Source organism: Pontibacter pamirensis (assembly GCF_010015475.1).
In the GTDB taxonomy this organism is placed as follows: Bacteria; Bacteroidota; Bacteroidia; order Cytophagales; family Hymenobacteraceae; genus Pontibacter; species Pontibacter pamirensis.
Genome location: NZ_SSNI01000001.1, coordinates 137,062 through 153,952, shown reverse-complemented (window position 1 = coordinate 153,952; position 16,891 = coordinate 137,062). Strand labels below are relative to the sequence as shown.

Below are 16,891 nucleotides of genomic sequence, written 5' to 3'. Positions count from 1 at the left end.
GGCAAACAGAAGCGACACCTCTATGAAAACGTATAGCCTCCGAACTTCCCTCCTGCTACTCCTGTTTTCCTTTTTCCTGCTGCAGGGTTGCGAAGAGGAAGAGGAAGTACACCCGGAGATTCAGACCATGGAAATCACTGCCCTGTCACCGTCTACAGCTACGCTGAAGGGCAATGTTATCACCAAGGGCAAGTTTCCCGTTTTGGATTATGGCTTTGTCTATGGCTTTTCCCCCGATCTGAATGAAGCTAATGGCACAAAGGCTTCCCTGGGAAAAGATGCGCAGCCAGGTATATACACTGAAGACGTTTCGGCTTTAAGTATACCGAATAATTACTACTATAACCGTACGCTTTATGCCAGGGCTTATCTTCGAAACGAAAAAGGAACAGTATTTGGGCAGGTTGCCTCTGTTATGCTCCCATCGCCCAGTGTGCAGAGCATCATACCCAGCAGTGGGAAAGCCGGCGACAGAATAACTATTAACGGCACTTTCTTTGCCAGCAGCCCCAACGAGGTAGAAGTCACCTTCGGCGGGGTAACTGCCCGGGTAGTTGAAGTGACACCTTCTAAGATAGTGGTGGAGGTGCCTGCAGGCATTACGAGTAACAGCTACTACAGCTATAACCAGGTACAGGTAGTGCTCAGGATGGCAAACGAAAACCACAACGTCACCTCTGATTTCCGTATTACCCCGACAGTGAGTGATTTCTCTCCTAAGTCTGGCCCTTTGGGTACGACTATCACTATTTCCGGTGAGAACCTGCCCAGTTCCTATTATTACAACAGCAGCATCAGTGTGTTGATAGGTCAGACAGCGGCATCCATTTCCAGTTACAGTTCAAACGGCATTCAGGTAGTTGTACCTAATAGCATAAGCGTTGAAAGGGCAGCTATTTCTGTGATAATAGATGGCGTCACCACTATTTTACCTGGTGAGTTTACCGTAACACCACACACTGTCACTTCTATCTCACCTGCTTCAGGCTTGCCGGGCAGTTCTTTCTCCATCTACGGAAGCAACTTTCCATATAATTACTACTACGGCAGCCATATCACTGTAAAAATAGGGGAAACCATTGCATCTGTGTATCAAAATTCTACAGGTGAGCTGACGGCAAGTATTCCACCGAATATGCAGCCAGGCAGTTATGCAGTAAAGGTAACAGCCGGCCCACATACTGTAGAAGCGCCACAGCAATACCAGGTGCTGGCTCCCGCTGTCACGAGTTTTGCTCCTACCTCCGGTGGCATTGGGAAGGAAGTAGTCATCAGTGGGACATTTGTATCAGGCGCCTATTATACTGTATACTTTGGGTCTGTCCAGACAAGCGCCTACAGCAGCTCATCCACCTCACTCCCTGTTCATGTACCAGGTGGAGTTGACGCAGGCAGTGTAAAAATTAAAGTGCAGCATGGCGATACTATGTTGGAAGCACCAGGAAACTTCACGGTACTTGCACCGTCCATTGCCTCTTTTACCCCGAGCTCAGGTGTGGCAGGGTCTGAGGTGGTTATTACGGGCTCTGGCTTTACGCCCCACACTTACTACACAGCAGTTAAGTTTGGTACTATTGCAACCTCTATTCTTAGTATCACAGAAAACACCATTCGTGTTGTGGTACCTTCAGGCGTTACAGGGGCTGTAAAAATAAACGTGATCCATAACGGGCAAACCATTATCAGCAACGACAACTTTACTGTCACAAACTAACAACAGGTAGAACATACCTGTCATTTTAAAGCGGCTACCATTTTAGGGGTAGCCGCTTTTTATTTAGCACCTATTTGCTGAAGACATCAAAATGCCACCTGCGCATACTATGTAAGTATGGAAATCAGCACGTTTAAAACCTTCCTCCCACCACTACCTTCTCTTTATACTCCCGCTTCTGCCCGTTCAGGTCGAATAGCTCGATGTAAAACAGGTAATAACCGATGGCTGCCTTGGTACCGTCTTCCCGGAGGCCATCCCAACGAAAAAAGCCGTCTGCAGCCAGCAGTTCATTGCGGGCTAGTTTCCGTATTTGACGGCCCTGTGCGTCAAAGACAGTGATGTTGGCAACAAAGCCGGTTTGACTTGTAGTGAAGTTGATAGTAGTAAAATCATCGTAGCCATCTCCATCCGGAGAAAAAACCAAAGGCTCCACCTGAAACAACTGCTGCGCTGCTGTTGTCTCCTGCGACTGCGAGTTGCGGTAGCCGGGCGTGGCATAGCCCACGGTGCTGGCCGCAGAGTGGAAGTTGCTTGCAACCGTTGGCCCCTCCAGCCGAATCCGCTCTAGCGAAACCCCGTTCAGGTCGTCAATCAAATCAAAATGCATCGCATCGCTGTAGGAGAAACGGTCAGCCGTTTGCCCGTCAGGTTGTATGACCACTACAGTTCCTGCTTCATCTGGGTAAGAGGGCAATGCACTCATAGGTAGAAAAGCCTCGTCCTGAGCAGCTGGATAATTCATTTTGATGTTGCCGGGGTTGGAAGTAAGCACCACGTACTGTCCCGGTGCCAGCACATAGTGGGAGGCTGTAATAATACGGTTACCAGCCACACTATCGCCACTGGTATTGGCCAGCTGCCAGTGCTGCAGGTCAAGATACTTGCTGCTGCGGTTCACCAGTTCCACAAAGTCTACTCCGCCTGAACGCGGGTTAAACAGAAGTTCGTTGATGACCACATCGCCGGGCTCCGGGGCTGATGGCAAGGCAAAAGTATAGGTAAAAGGCTGGGGACTGAGGTTACCGGAACAATCACTGATATGGGTGGCGGTTAAGGTATACCGCTGGCTCTCCTGCAGGGGCGCAGCCAGCGTGAGGATAACTTCTGTAAAAAGTGGCCCCTGCACCTCCACACTAACAATTGGTATGCCTGAGCTGAGGCTGTAATTAGCTACTGTAGCCGCCTGTGCACTGTCGAGCCGCTCACTGAAGCGCAGCAGCAGTTGGTCAGGGGCAACGGCGACCACCTCTGCCAGTGCAGGCGGCGTATTATCAGGATTTGAAGCAGCCACAGCGTTTGCCTGCCCAGGCGTGCCGCCACGCGGATCTACAGAGGCAGTCCAGTTTTCTATACCGCCGCAAGGGTTGGTCACATCCACCATTTCGAGGCTCCAGCCACCTTCCCGCTTGCTGTTGTCTTTGTACCAGGCGTCGGAGTAGTTAACAGCATAAATGAGGCGGCTATTAGGCTGGCGCAGTTGCAGGAGTTCTCCGCCGTTGTTCAGCCCTGGAAAGTTGCTGATGCCGATGACCTTACCATATGCGGCAAAATTTGCCACCTGCGCATTCGGCACCACCACCGCATACTCTCCCGGCAATAGTTGCGCATCCGGAAAAGTAGCCGTAGCCGTGGCATCGGAGTAGCGGATACCCTGCAGGCTAAGCACTTTGTTTGTAGAATTATACAGCTCGATATACTCCTGAGGCGGTAGCCCCACGGCAGGCGATTCATCTGCCATAATTTCTGTGATGAGCAATTCGTTGTAACCCGGCAGCACAGCAGGCGGCACAAACCTGAAGCTTGATTCTGCAAGGGCTGGCAGCTTGTTCCCGTAAAGGTCAGAAAGACCAGCTATACGGAGCTGGTTAGTTCCACCGCTAAAGCTCTGGCTAAAGACCAGTCGCACAGTACCGGCTTCTGTTAGCTCCGCTATAACAGGCCTGATGTTTCCGTTCAGGGTGTAGTTCGACTCCTCCTCTGCCGGTCCTGACTGCAGGGGTTCATTGAAATACAGTGTCAGCTCCTGCGTGTTCACCGTTTCGACTTCCACCAGTACAGGTGGCTGCGTATCGGTGATGGCGAAGTCATCGAAGAAGAACTTCTGGCTATTGGCTGAAGAGTAGCGCAGCAGCAAACCAAACCAGTTAGAGCGCATGTAGGTAGCATCCGTGCCAGTGCCCTGGCTCACATAGCTCTGGCCGGAGCCGGAGACATCTATCGCCAGCTCCCATTCATACATGACGCTTCTGGTTACGCGCACCCGCACCACATTATTCGTACTGCTACCAATGGTCTGGTCTTCGCCGTTGATGAGATTGACAGCTGCTTTGCCTGGGTCTTTCCGGAAAAGGCTTACCTCATCCGGTGTGCCGCCGATGCGCACAAAGTAGCCGCTGTTGCTGTTGCTTTGTAGATCTTCGGAGTCAGAGATGAGAAAAGCATCGGCATAGTTACCGGCAGAGGTAGCCAGCTTTAAATTTGCCCAAAACTCCCACTTGGTGCCAACTACAGCCTGAGAGGGTGTAGCCAGTTGCAAAGTGGTGCCGGTAACAGCCGTGCCGTTGCTTTGCAGTTGCCCCTGCTGGTTCACTACAAAACTACTTTCGTCACCAGTCCAGTGAGGGCTATGGGTTAAGTTGCCATCAGCGAAACTTTCCTGGAGCTGCGCTTGTGATAAGAGCGGAAGTAGCAGAAATATAGCGAGTAAAGTTTGTTTCATTTGCATTTTTCTGAATAAAACTTACTTACTTTGCGAATAGCATAAAATATGTATGCGCTTCTTGCAGATGCTGCAGAACCTATTAAACAGCAACACTTTTATTTTGCACCTTTACGGGTTTATACTGCATTAAGGCTATATATTGGTTTTATGCTGGCTGCACATAGTCGCTAAACCTTTGCTTATTGTGTTTAAAGGCACTTTAGCTCCATAAAAAATTAGACATTAATTATTTATCTATACCTTAAAAACAATGAAAGTAGCAGTTGTAGGCGCCACAGGATTGGTTGGCGGTGAAATTTTGAAAGTACTGGAAGAACGTAATTTTCCGGTAGATGAATTGTTGTTGGTTGCTTCAGAAAGGTCTGTTGGGAAACAGATGGAGTTTAAGGGTAAACAGATAAAGGTTATCGGGATGCAGGATGCTATTGCAGCTGCCCCACAAATTGCCATTTTCTCTGCCGGTGGCGGCACTTCTACGGAATGGGCTCCTAAGTTTGCCGAGGCTGGTATCACCGTGGTAGACAACTCCTCAGCCTGGCGCATGGATCCTAGCAAGAAACTGATAGTGCCTGAAATCAACGCAGACGAGCTGACGCAGGAAGACAAAATTATTGCGAACCCAAACTGCTCTACCATTCAGATGGTGGTGGCGCTAAACAAGCTGCACGATGAACTGAAGATGAAACGCATTGTAGTGAGCACCTACCAGTCGGTAACAGGCACAGGCAAGGCGGCTGTAGACCAGCTCATGAATGAGCGTGCCGGCAAAGATGGCGAAAAAGCATACCCGTACCAGATTGACCTGAACGTGTTGCCGCACATTGATGTGTTCCAGGACAACGGGTATACCAAAGAGGAAATGAAAATGATCCTCGAAACAAAGAAGATCATGGGCGATGACTCTATACGGGTAACGGCTACAGCTGTGCGTATCCCGGTAATGGGCGGCCACTCTGAGTCTGTGAATGTGGAATTTGAGAAAGACTTTTCTTTAGACGACATCTACCGCATCCTGAACGAAACAGAAGGCGTGGTGGTAGTAGACGATGTGAAAAACCTGCAGTACCCGATGCCGAAAGATGCACACGGCAAAGACGAGGTGCTGGTAGGGCGTGTCCGTTTAGACGAAACGCAGCCGCGCACTGTAAACATGTGGATTGTGGCCGATAACCTGCGCAAAGGCGCTGCGACCAACGCGGTACAGATTGCGGAGTACCTGATGAAGCACGAGCTAGTGTAGGTTCTGTTTTTCGACTCACGTAACACGTATTCCGTAGCACGAAAGAACAGATAGTTCCCGGGTTTATCTCTCCGGAGCTAGAAGATGGGGGCTTCTTAGTCCCCATCTTTTTTTGCTGCTTAGGAAATCTGCAGCAGGTCAAGCCAAAGGCTCTGAAAGGGCACAACGCAGATGGAACCAGAAATTTGCTTTTTTTAAAAGACAAGTGCGGCTGAAATCAGAACAACTTACTTTATCATTAAAATCAACCTGATAGAACAAAGAAGAACTATTACTCTATTTTTTTTGTATCTTCCTTACTTAAACCCTCTTATAACATGAAAATAATCTCCCGCATTGTATTGTCTGCTGCTGTTTTAGGCTTTGTAGCCTGCTCCTCTGAGAAAGAACAGACAGTCACTGCTACAGCGCCTTTGAATACAACAACTTCAGCACAAGCTACAGGTACTGCAGCGCAGGGTGCAACAGCAGCTTTAAACCCAGCACATGGCCAGCCAAACCACCGCTGCGACATACCGGTTGGAACACCTTTAAACGCTCCTGCACAGCCTAATCTAAGTATGCAACCCACTGTTACGCCGCCTACGCCAGTCATAAAAGGGGCAGTAGCATCCGGTGTTAACCCACCGCACGGAGAGTTAGGCCATGATTGCTCTATTCCGGTAGGGGCAGCGCTAAATTAATAACTGAGGCAAGCATAAAGCAACAGGCGGGTACTTGCATATGGTCGCATGAAGAGCAGCTAAACGCAAGCACCCGCCTGTTGTTATTATCGTTTTACCATGCTCCTTGCAGGTATCCTGTAAGCCTGGCTCAGGGTTGGTAATACCCAACCAGGTACATGGCCAGCCCAGCCAGTGCACTTACTATTATCCACGGAATCATGCCGATTTTGAAACGGTACATGGCAAGCAGTGAGACGGCAACCCAGCCGAGACTAACATAGTCTACTGCCGGCGTATCACTACCTTCTCTTATCACCACAGCCTCCCCAAAATAGACTGTCAGGTTTAGGACGACTCCTACAACAGCTGCGGTTACAACACTTAATACTGCTTTTATGCTGGTGTTGCTTTGTGTTCTTTCTATGATTGGCGCCCCTGCCAATATAAACAGGAAGCAAGGCAGAAAAGTATAGAAAATAGTGACCAACAGCCCCACAGTGCCCATCAGCAGAGAGCCGCTGAAATAATTATACCCTGCCATGAACCCTACAAAAGCCAGCACCATTACCAGAGGGCCAGGTGTGGTTTCGCCCAGAGCCAGGCCATCGATCATTTGGTAGCTACTGAGCCAGTTGAGTTTTTCGACCGCTACCTGTGCCACATAGGGCAAAACAGCATAGGCTCCACCGAAGGTAACCAAAGCAGCCTTCGTGAAAAACAGCGACAGTTCAGTCCAAAAGCTAGTGTCTTGTAACAGCAGGTAGAACAAAGCAAATGGAGCCAACCAGAGCAGCAGGGCTATACCAAGCTGCATCGTCACCCTTTTCCAGCTAAACCCGGTATCAGGCAGCTCGGTGGAAGCATTTATGTAGTAACCGGTTTCATGGTCAAATGCCTTTCCTTCTGTAGTGCGCACCTGGAGTACACCCGGAAATAACCGCAGTATGATAACAGCCACTATAATAGTCCCGAGGATGATGAATGGGAACGGAATATCCAGAAAATAAATGAGGATAAAGCTCAGCAGGGCCAGCACATAGTGCAGCCAGTTTACCAAAGCTTTTTTACTGATTTTAATTAAGGCCAGTGCTACAATAGCTACTACAGCAGGCTTCAATCCATAAAACAAAGCCGACACCCAGGGTATGTTGCCATACGTAACATAAATAACACTTAGCCCCAGCAGGATGAACACCGAAGGCAGCACGAACAGGATACCAGCCGTTAAGCCGCCTCTCACGCCATGCAGCAGCCACCCAATGTAAGTTGCCAGTTGCTGCGCCTCGGGCCCCGGAAGCAGCATACAGTAGTTGAGCGCATGCAGGAACCTGGAATCGGAGACCCATTTCTTTTGCTCTACCACAAACTCATGCATAATGCCAATCTGCCCTGCCGGTCCACCGAAGCTGATGAACCCTAGTTTCAGCCAAAAGAAAAAAGCTTCCCTGAAACTCGGTTTTGGATTAGCCTGAACAATGGTAGGCTCAGCTTGCATAGGTTGAAACTTAGCAGGTAAGAGATAGGGACCAGCATTAATACGAAGGCCTAAACTGACCTACACAGGAGATGGAAAGCTTAAAAATATTACGCCTATAACTAGCCGTTGTTGCTCCGCAAGCATTCAAAGAAATTAAATCAGAATCAGGCTTTTATCCACAACTTGCCCTGACTCAGCAGAGAAACCAGATGGCAGCGGCATACCTTTACCACCTTTGAAGGTTATAATGCTGCTGTAGCCTCTCCCTCCGGGCAACCGGTTTCAATCATCTCGCTTAAATTGCCGGCACATTCCACTGGAATAAAAGGATAAATGGTCTCGCCATCACTACAGTACTTAAAGGTAGCAAACCTGGACCTACTTCGTGGATACACCCACCTGTCTTCATTACAGCCGTACACCATCACAGGGAACTCCATGTAGTTATAGTCCGTGTAAGAGACTACCTGCCCATCTTTTGTAAACAAAAGTCTTCTATTTAGCTGCGGCACAGTTTCGCCACCCCATTTAAACCCAATTGCGTCGCTGATAGCACGCTTGTCTTCTCCCGCCTGAAAGAAGTACAGCGTATCCCATTCAAAATTTGTCAGGCTTTCCAGGTCTACTACATTATACCCATTTTCCCCGATTTCTTCTTCATCAACGGCAGCCTGCAGCTCGTCAAGCAAGTTGGTATTGCTGTCGGAGCAGCCCAAAAATGTAGTGATTGTAAGTAACAGCAACAGTTTTCTTATCATGATATGCTTTTTTGTAGTGCAGGTATACGGGAACAAACACCGTACTGGGTTTTATAGATCAGGATGTATAAATTTTTAAAAGGCCGGATTACGTTGAAAGTAGCAATTTTTACTTAAAAGTCTACCTTATACAGCCACTCCATCTGGTTTTGTGTGACACTTTCGGGCATTGCCCGGAAAAGGCTGTTGCGCATGCTGCCCAGCAGCGGTTGCTGCCATTGCGCCACCTGCCCCAGCAGCCTTGAGAGGCGGATGACTTTAGCTGTTCGTGCCACTCTCCGTTTTTCGTATAATGCAAGCGCCTCCGCTACAGGGGTTTGCTGCTCCAGGCACTGCCCCAGCACTACCGCATCTTCAATGGCCTGGCAGGCCCCCTGGCCCATGTTCGGCGTGGTTGCATGCGCAGCATCTCCCAACAGCACGACACGCCCAAATACAAACTTTCTTAAGGGCTTTATGTCAGCAATGTCGTTCCAGATAAGCTGCTCCGGTTTTGTGCCAGCCAGCACAGCCGCTATGGGAGGATTTACTCCTTCAAAGTGCGCTGCTAAACCTTCTGGGGTCATCTGCCGCATGCGCTCATCACGCTCCGGCGCATTGATGCAGGCATACCAGTAAATGCTGTTGTCCTGCAGTGGCGCGATACCCACCCGCCCCTGTGGAGCCCATGTCTCCGCCGAAATCATGGTATTTATCTCCACTCCCGGGTTCTGTATAACAGCGCGCCAACAGGTATAGCCGGCGTAGCGCGGCTGGCGCTGCGGCAACAGTTGGCGGCGCACCACCGAGTTAATACCATCAGCGGCAACAAGCAAATCAGCCGTAGCCTGGGTGCCATCGGTAAAAGCAACCTGCACCTGTTCTGCCTGCTGATTTATACTGGCGCAGCGCTTGCCTAACAGCAGCGAACCTGGCTGCAGGTGATGCTGCAGCACTTCGTGCAGGTTGGCTCTGTGTATCACAAAGTTGCTGATGCCGTACTTCCTGCTCAATGGCTGAGTATCGAGGTTGCTGATTACTTTTCCGTTTTCATCAAACATCACCAGCGCTGTCAGCTGTTTCCCGCGCGCCACTACTGCCTCGGAAACGCCTAAGCGTTCTAAGCCCTGCATGGCATTGGCAGCCAGACCTACCCCGGCTCCCACAGGCTTCAGTTCAGGCGCGGCCTCATATACCACCGCTTCGATGCCTGCTTTCTGTAGCGCAATGGCAGCACACAAACCGCCTATTCCACCTCCTATAATAATGATTTTCATTCAGTTTGATTTACAGCATTATGTCAAAGTTCCAGCGGAGGGACCTGTTAATACAGCATAAAACAGGTCGCTCCGCTGGAGCTAGGGATATGACCAAGTTGATTTCTATCAACAGGTCGTCCCGCTGGGACTTTAGTTTGACAAACGATGATTTGCGGTATAACTGTTTGCAGACACAAGACTTCAGCACCTGGTGCTTAACGGTAAGCACCGCTTCTGCCTATAAAAAAGCAGCACAAGTAAAACTCATGCTGCTCCCTGTTTATTCTTTTAATATGGGACCTTTACATCAGGCCCGCACCTCACTTTGCTTCGGGTAGTGCCCAAATACTTTGGCAATCCACCTTGGCAGGAAGATAGACCCAAGTATGAGGTATGGGTAGTACGTGATCAGGCGGTAGAGCACAACTACGATGCTACTGAAACCGCCCAGGAAGAGGCCGAAGAAACTTGGGAACGCCATCTCCACAATCCCGGCACCACCTGGTGTAATAGCAATCAGCATCACAATCCAGAAGATCAGGTTTCGGGAAATAATCAGCATGTGCTCGCTGAGCGTAACATCGGTAAAAGCGGCAATAAGGCAGTTGAGCAGGAAATAACGGGCACTCCACACAAAAATTGTAGAGATAATGGCTCTGGACCAATAATTAAATCCTTTGCCTTTGAGTTGCTCCGATGCCCACACAATTTCGTTGCCGTGCTGGAACGCATTCACGCGCCACTTGCGCAGGAAATGGACGGAAGTAACTTTTAGCAGCAGCCACTTAAATGCTCTTGGTTTGACAAAAAGGGCATAAATCATGGCGAAAGTATACACTGCAATCAGGCTATAGCTGATATAAAAGGCCGACTGCAACTTTGCTACATCGGATGGGTCGAGATTGAATGTGGGGAAAACCTGCCCCTGCGTCAGCAGCAAGGCAATGGGGGCCGCCACAATAAAGAACATGTTGTCCAGCACAGCCGTGAGCATGACATACGCCAGCGACTTGCCCAGCGGAATACCTTCTTTGTTCAGGATGATGGTGGCAATGGTAGTACCACCCACTACGGAAGGTGTAATGGCGGAGGCAAACTCCCAGAGCATGATTACATCGAGGCTGTTGCGCCAGGTCAGGAATTTATCGGTGAGGCTGCGGATGCGGTACATATAGCCGACATCGCGCACCAACAGCACTAACAGCGCCGCCACCAGCCACCATACGTTGGCCTGGGCTAAACCCTTCAGTTCACTTACCTTGTCGTCTCGTATAAAAAGCCAGACAGTAGCCGCCAAACCCAAAAATACCGGTATCAGAATTTTGACGGGGCTAAAACTTTTAAGTATTGTCTTCTTGTTCTGGTCCATGTAAGTGTAATGGCTTAAGCCTGTCCATGCTGCGGCATAATGCCAGCGGTGGCAGAGGCATAAAGCTTATAACTAATCGTATGCCAAACGGTTAGCCTGATCAGCAATTTTGTTTTGAATTACCTGCTATTCTTCTATCAACAATTGCATTACCTGCGCTGCCTGCCCTTCGGCAACGGTTATAATGAAATCGTTGAAGCCTTCGCCCACTTCTACACCTATCAGGTTAAGCTGCAGCATGTCCAGAATAGCCAGGAAGTTGAATATCATCCCGATTTTGTCCGGAAACTCCGCGATAAGCTGCGAGAAAGCCAGCTGATTGCGTTCCGTCACCATCCGCATGATAAGGTCACGCTGTTCCTCAATGGTATACGGATACGTGATAACGGTATGTTTGGGTCGGCTTTGCTCCTCATCGTAGCGCACCATCACCTTCTCGAATACCCGCATCAGCTTGTAAAGGCTCAGGTCCTGCAGTTCATACTCGAAATGGTTAGCAAGGGCTATCTGCTGTAGCTCCTCGTGTATGTTGCCCCGGTTCTCCTGTGCCATACGCTGCTCTTCCATAGCGGTCAGATCCGGAATGGCGCTTTTATACTTTTTGTACTCCAGAAGGTGTTGCACCAGCTCTTCACGCGGGTCTATCTCGTTTCCTTCTTCGTCTTTGTCAGCGCGCGGCAGCAGCATTTTGGCCTTGATGCGCATAAGCGTTGCAGCCGTCAGAATAAAATCGCTGGCTACCTCTATGTTCAGCTGCTCTAACTGCTGCAGGTAGCCCATGAATTCATTCGTAATCTGAAAGATTGGAATATCGTGGATGTCTAGTTCGTCGCGTTCAATAAAGAAGAGCAGCAAATCAAAAGGCCCTTTGAACAGTGGTAATTTAATCTCGAAACTCACCTGTTATAAGCTATGGTTTAGGCGCTTGGCACAGCGCAGTTCACAAAAATAAGGATTTTCGGCAGACAGCTACCATAAAAGCCTCCTCTACAATTAAAAGCCAGTCGAGCATGGTTCAGAACGTATAGCTCAAATCAGCATGTTTAAAAAAAAACATTTGCCCTTCCCGTATAGCTTTGCCTTCTGAAAAGCAGCCTAAGCTACTTATTTAAACATAAATATAGATTTCACTATATAATATACGCCTTTTTTTCTGCGCTTCCGTATGAAACAAGGCGGTTAAAGAGCATGCTTTTATCTAATTTTATTAACTTTACCCGTTGGCCGTTAGCGTAATTGTTGCCATTAGTAAACTTTCGCTACATTTTTTTGTTGGGTCTTTAAAGACAACCCTATGATTATTAAACCCGGAGAGCTGCTGGCCTCTATCGACACACCTGCCGACCTGAGGAAACTTAAGGAAGCGCAACTGTTGCAGGTTTGCCAGGAACTCAGGCAGTATATCATTGATGTCGTGTCGATACATGGCGGCCATTTTGGTGCCAGTCTCGGCGTAGTGGAGCTTACAACAGCCCTGCACTATGTGTTCAACACGCCCTACGACCAACTGGTGTGGGATGTGGGGCACCAGGCTTACGGGCACAAGATACTAACAGGCCGCCGCGACATTTTCCATACCAACCGCAAGTATGGTGGCATTTCCGGATTTCCTAAAAGAAAAGAAAGCGAGTACGATACCTTTGGCGTAGGCCACTCCAGCACCTCCATCTCAGCGGCACTGGGTATGGCCGTTGCTTCTAAGTATAAAGGAGAAGACCAGCGCCAGCACATTGCCGTGATCGGCGACGGTGCCATGACAGGTGGTATGGCCTTTGAAGCGCTGAACCATGGCGGCGTGGCAAACGCCAACCTGCTGGTAGTGCTCAACGACAACTGCATGAGCATCGACCCGAATGTGGGCGCACTCAAAGAATATTTAACGGATATCACTACCTCCCGCACTTATAACAAGATGCGCGACGAGGTTTGGAAAATACTGGGCAAGATCAGCAAGTTCGGGCCGGATGCCCGCACAGTTGTTTCAAAAATTGAGAGCGGCGTAAAAGCGGCCATTCTGAAGCAGAGCAATCTGTTCGAAGGTCTTAACTTCCGCTACTTCGGCCCGATTGACGGCCACGATATAGACCATCTCGTGTCAGTGATGGAAGACCTGAAGCATATTCCGGGTCCGAAAATACTGCATTGCCTTACCACAAAAGGCAAAGGGTTTGCCCTGGCCGAGAAAGATCAGACTAAATGGCATGCGCCAGGCCTATTCGACAAGATTACGGGTGAGATTTATAAGAAGCATCACGACACGCCACAGCCTCCGAAGTATCAGGATGTGTTTGGCCATACCATTGTAGAACTTGCCGAGCAGAACCCTAAAGTAATGGGCGTTACGCCTGCCATGCCTTCCGGCTGCTCTCTCAACATTATGATGAAGGCCATGCCGGATCGTGCCTTTGATGTGGGCATTGCCGAGCAGCATGCGGTTACTTTCTCTGCTGGTTTAGCCACGCAGGGTATGATTCCGTTCTGTAACATCTACAGCACGTTTATGCAGCGCGGCTACGACCAGGTAGTGCACGATGTGTGCCTGCAAAACCTGCCGGTGGTTTTCTGCCTCGACAGAGCTGGTTTTGCCGGTGCCGACGGCCCTACCCATCACGGTGCCTACGACATTGCCTACATGCGCTGCATCCCGAACATGGTGGTGTCTGCCCCAATGAACGAGCAAGAACTGCGCAACCTAATGTATACTGCCACACAAGACGGTGCCGGTCCGTTTACTATCCGTTATCCGCGTGGCGAAGGTGTGATGCCGAACTGGCGCACCAAGCTGGAGCTGATTGAAATCGGCAAAGGTCGTACCGTACAGGAAGGCGAAGAAGTAGCCATCCTTACTTTCGGCCATATTGGTAACTATGCAACTGATGTCTGCAAAAAACTGAAGTATGACGGTATTACCCCCGGCCACTATGACATGCGTTTTGCCAAACCACTGGATGAGGAACTGCTGCATCATATCTTTAGCAAATATGAGAAAGTAATTACCGTAGAAGACGGCTGCCTGCAAGGTGGCTTCGGTAGCGCTGTGCTTGAGTTTATGGTCGATAATGGCTACACCTCGCAGGTAAAACGCTTGGGTATACCTGATCAGATTTTCGAGCATGGCTCACAGATGGAACTGCATAAAGAAGCAGGCATGGACCCGGTAGCTATTGAGCACACCGTTCGCGAAATGATAGGTGTGCCGGTGAAGGCTTAAGGTTCGACAAAGGAAGAAACGATAAAAGACATACAAACAAAAAGCCTCACAGTGTTTATGCTGTGAGGCTTTTTGTTTGTATGAATCAGGATTTACAGGATGATGTTAAGGACGAACAGGATTACTGTTGCGTCTGGCGTACAAAAATTAATTATAATGCATCCTTCAGCCCACAACTAAGTATGAGAGACTGGAAAAGTATAAATTTGCAATTTGAATCCTTCATGATTTGTATCTATCATAGTTCAAATCCTGTACATTCTTACAGAATCCTGTAAATCCTGATTCAGACAATATTATGGCAAACACTTATATAGATGCGGGCGCTGTAGATGCTTTGGTTTTCCTGCATGGCTTCTGCGAGAGCAAGCAGGTTTGGGCGGATTTTATGAAGCCGCTGCAGCAGCAGTTCAGAACCATCGCGTTGGACCTCCCCGGCCACGGCGATAACACAAAAGGCATCAGCTGCTACAGCATGGAGAGCATGGCAGAAGATGTGAAGCGCCGGTTAGATGAACTAGGCGTAAAGAAGTGCCTCCTGGTCGGACACTCTATGGGCGGCTACGTTAGCATGGCCTTCGCAGAAAAGTATGGCCATATGCTCAATGGGCTTTGCCTCTTCCACTCCTCCGCCCTACCCGATACAGTAGAAAAAAAGGAAAACCGAAACAAAACGATCGATTATGTAGAGCGCCATGGTGTGGTAAACTTCGTCAATCCTTTTGTAGAGCCGCTCTTTTTCAGCGATAACAGGGCTAGACTGAAAGAAGAGATCGAGATGATGAAGGAAATCGGCCGGCAGACACCAAAAGAAACAGTATTAGGTGCGCTGGCTGCCATGCGCGATCGCCCGGACCGGACAGAAGTGTTGAAGGAAGCAAAGTATCCTATACTATTTATTTTTGGAAAGGATGATGGTGCCGTGCCGATGGAGAAAGCCCTGGAGCAATGCCACCTGCCCGATAACAGCATGGTTTACTTTATCGCCAAAACCGGGCACATGGGCATGTTCGAACGCACCTATGAAACCCGCAAAACACTGCAGAAATTTGCTGAAACAACCTTTTGAGTTAGAAAGTTAGAGGGTTGAGGAGTTAGTGAGTTAAATTGCAACTGCATCTGGTCTTGTATAGAAGCTGGTGAGGACAATTACTGCACAACACTGATTTCATACTCAATTAGCCAACTCCACAACTTTCTAACTCTCTAACTCCTCAACTCTTTAACTCAAAATAACTTTCCAACTCTCTAACTCCCCATCTCACTAACTCAAATGTCTCAAACTGTCACGCCGCCTTCTGCACCTGCCCGCATATTGCCAACGATTGTGTTTTCTCAGTTCGCAGGCACTTCGCTTTGGTTTGCTGGCAATGCAGTGCTGCCAGAGTTGCAGGCTTCGCTGCAGTTGCAGGAAAGTGCGCTGGGCCTGCTCACATCGGCTGTGCAATTTGGCTTTATTCTCGGCACACTCTGCTTTGCCTTTTTCTCGCTGGCTGATCGGATATCGCCGAGGCTGCTGTTTTTAATTTGTGCCTTGTTGGGCGCTACAGCCAATGCGCTGGTGCTTTTCTCTGCCACAAGTGTGGGAGGAGTACTGCTGTTGCGTGCGGTGACAGGTTTTTTGCTGGCAGGCATTTACCCGGTGGGAATGAAAATAGCAGCTAGCTGGTACAGTGGTAGGTTGGGCAAGGCCATCGGTTACCTGGTGGGGGCGCTGGTGCTGGGCACTGCCTTCCCGCACCTGTTGCGCGGACTCGGGGCAGATCTTCCCTGGCAAACAATGCTGCTTGCTGTTAGTGCATTGGCAGCTTTGGGAGGTGTTCTGATGTACCTGCTGGTGCCCGATGGTCCTTATCACAGCAAAGGCATTGGGTTTGATACGGGCAATATGCTGAAGGTATTCAGGGAAAAGGAATTTCGTGCTGCGGCCTTTGGGTATTTCGGGCATATGTGGGAATTATACACCCTATGGGCTTTTGTACCTTTTATCTTAGCCTTTGGGCTTCCACAACTGTCACCGGATCAGCTCTCAATTTATAGCTTCAGTGTAATAGCGGCCGGGGCTATCGGGTGTATTGGGGGAGGATATTTGTCGCAGCGTTGGGGCAGCAGTTGGGTGGCGTTTGTACAGTTGCTGCTGTCAGGTATTTGCTGCATCCTGTCGGTGTGGGTGCTGCAGGAGCCTGCCCTGTTGCTGCCGTTTCTGCTGTTCTGGGGAATAGTGGTGGTGGGTGATTCGCCACAGCTTTCTGCACTTACTGCTAAAACGGCACCTCCTCAACTTGTGGGCACAGCTCTTACTGTTGTCACCTCTATTGGGTTTGCCATTACTATCGGAAGCATACAGTTTACGGGTTACTTGCTCACTGTTATACCGCCGCATCTGGCTTTCGCTTTACTCGCTATTGGGCCTCTGGTTGGCCTGCTTTCGCTGCGCCCGCTGCTTCGAAAGCAAAAACGGCAGCCCGCTGTTACGCAGACTGCCGTTTAAAAA

At 49.3% G+C, this 16,891-nt stretch carries 12 protein-coding genes; 6 read left to right on the top strand and 6 right to left on the bottom strand.

Going from position 1 to position 16,891, the window contains the following annotated elements; translation table 11 throughout:
• Positions 1-22: 22 nt before the first annotated feature.
• Positions 23-1,714 carry an IPT/TIG domain-containing protein gene (locus E1919_RS01385; protein WP_162051556.1) on the top strand — a complete coding sequence of 564 codons (1,692 nt, stop codon included), beginning with the start codon at positions 23-25 and terminating at the stop codon, positions 1,712-1,714.
• A 133-nt stretch (positions 1,715-1,847) separates the two neighbouring features.
• On the opposite strand, the gene E1919_RS01380 is transcribed toward E1919_RS01385, so the two are convergent.
• Positions 1,848-4,436 (bottom strand): lamin tail domain-containing protein, encoded by a 2,589-nt coding sequence (locus E1919_RS01380; protein ID WP_237143943.1) that lies wholly within the window; start codon positions 4,434-4,436, stop codon positions 1,848-1,850.
• A 253-nt stretch (positions 4,437-4,689) separates the two neighbouring features.
• Here E1919_RS01380 and E1919_RS01375 point away from each other — a divergent pair, with 253 nt between their 5' ends.
• Positions 4,690-5,679, top strand: coding sequence for an aspartate-semialdehyde dehydrogenase (locus E1919_RS01375; protein WP_162051554.1), 990 nt, complete (start codon positions 4,690-4,692; stop codon positions 5,677-5,679).
• Positions 5,680-5,996: 317 nt separating this feature from the next.
• Positions 5,997-6,362, top strand: coding sequence for a hypothetical protein (locus tag E1919_RS01370; RefSeq protein WP_162051553.1), 366 nt, complete (start codon positions 5,997-5,999; stop codon positions 6,360-6,362).
• Between the two features lie 130 nt (positions 6,363-6,492).
• Here the strand turns inward: E1919_RS01370 and chrA are convergent, their stop codons facing one another.
• The 5 genes from chrA to E1919_RS01345 form a co-directional block, all read right to left on the bottom strand.
• Positions 6,493-7,839 carry a chromate efflux transporter gene (chrA, locus tag E1919_RS01365; RefSeq protein ID WP_162051552.1) on the bottom strand — a complete coding sequence of 449 codons (1,347 nt, stop codon included), beginning with the start codon at positions 7,837-7,839 and terminating at the stop codon, positions 6,493-6,495.
• 224 nt (positions 7,840-8,063) lie between these two features.
• Entirely contained in the window at positions 8,064-8,579 is a 516-nt protein-coding gene (locus E1919_RS01360) for a hypothetical protein (protein ID WP_162051551.1), read from the bottom strand.
• 113 nt (positions 8,580-8,692) lie between these two features.
• Positions 8,693-9,835: an FAD-dependent monooxygenase gene (locus tag E1919_RS01355; RefSeq protein WP_162051550.1), complete on the bottom strand. Its 1,143-nt coding sequence runs from the start codon at positions 9,833-9,835 to the stop codon at positions 8,693-8,695.
• Positions 9,836-10,124: 289 nt separating this feature from the next.
• The gene (locus E1919_RS01350; RefSeq protein WP_162051549.1) at positions 10,125-11,186 is read right to left on the bottom strand and encodes a lysylphosphatidylglycerol synthase transmembrane domain-containing protein; all 1,062 of its coding nucleotides are present in this window, start codon (positions 11,184-11,186) and stop codon (positions 10,125-10,127) included.
• Positions 11,187-11,312: 126 nt separating this feature from the next.
• Entirely contained in the window at positions 11,313-12,086 is a 774-nt protein-coding gene (locus E1919_RS01345; RefSeq protein WP_181885074.1) for a segregation and condensation protein A, read from the bottom strand.
• Positions 12,087-12,480: 394 nt separating this feature from the next.
• On the opposite strand from E1919_RS01345, the gene dxs reads away from it, so the two are divergent.
• The 3 genes from dxs to E1919_RS01330 all read left to right on the top strand — a co-directional run bounded on the left by dxs (position 12,481) and on the right by E1919_RS01330 (position 16,888).
• Positions 12,481-14,397, top strand: a complete 1,917-nt coding sequence (gene dxs, locus E1919_RS01340) for a 1-deoxy-D-xylulose-5-phosphate synthase (protein WP_162051548.1) — start codon at positions 12,481-12,483, stop codon at positions 14,395-14,397.
• A 298-nt stretch (positions 14,398-14,695) separates the two neighbouring features.
• Positions 14,696-15,466 (top strand): alpha/beta fold hydrolase, encoded by a 771-nt coding sequence (locus E1919_RS01335; RefSeq protein WP_162051547.1) that lies wholly within the window; start codon positions 14,696-14,698, stop codon positions 15,464-15,466.
• A 204-nt stretch (positions 15,467-15,670) separates the two neighbouring features.
• Complete coding sequence (locus E1919_RS01330; protein WP_162051546.1) at positions 15,671-16,888, top strand: MFS transporter; 1,218 nt, start codon at positions 15,671-15,673, stop codon at positions 16,886-16,888.
• The last annotated feature ends 3 nt before the right edge of the window (positions 16,889-16,891 follow it).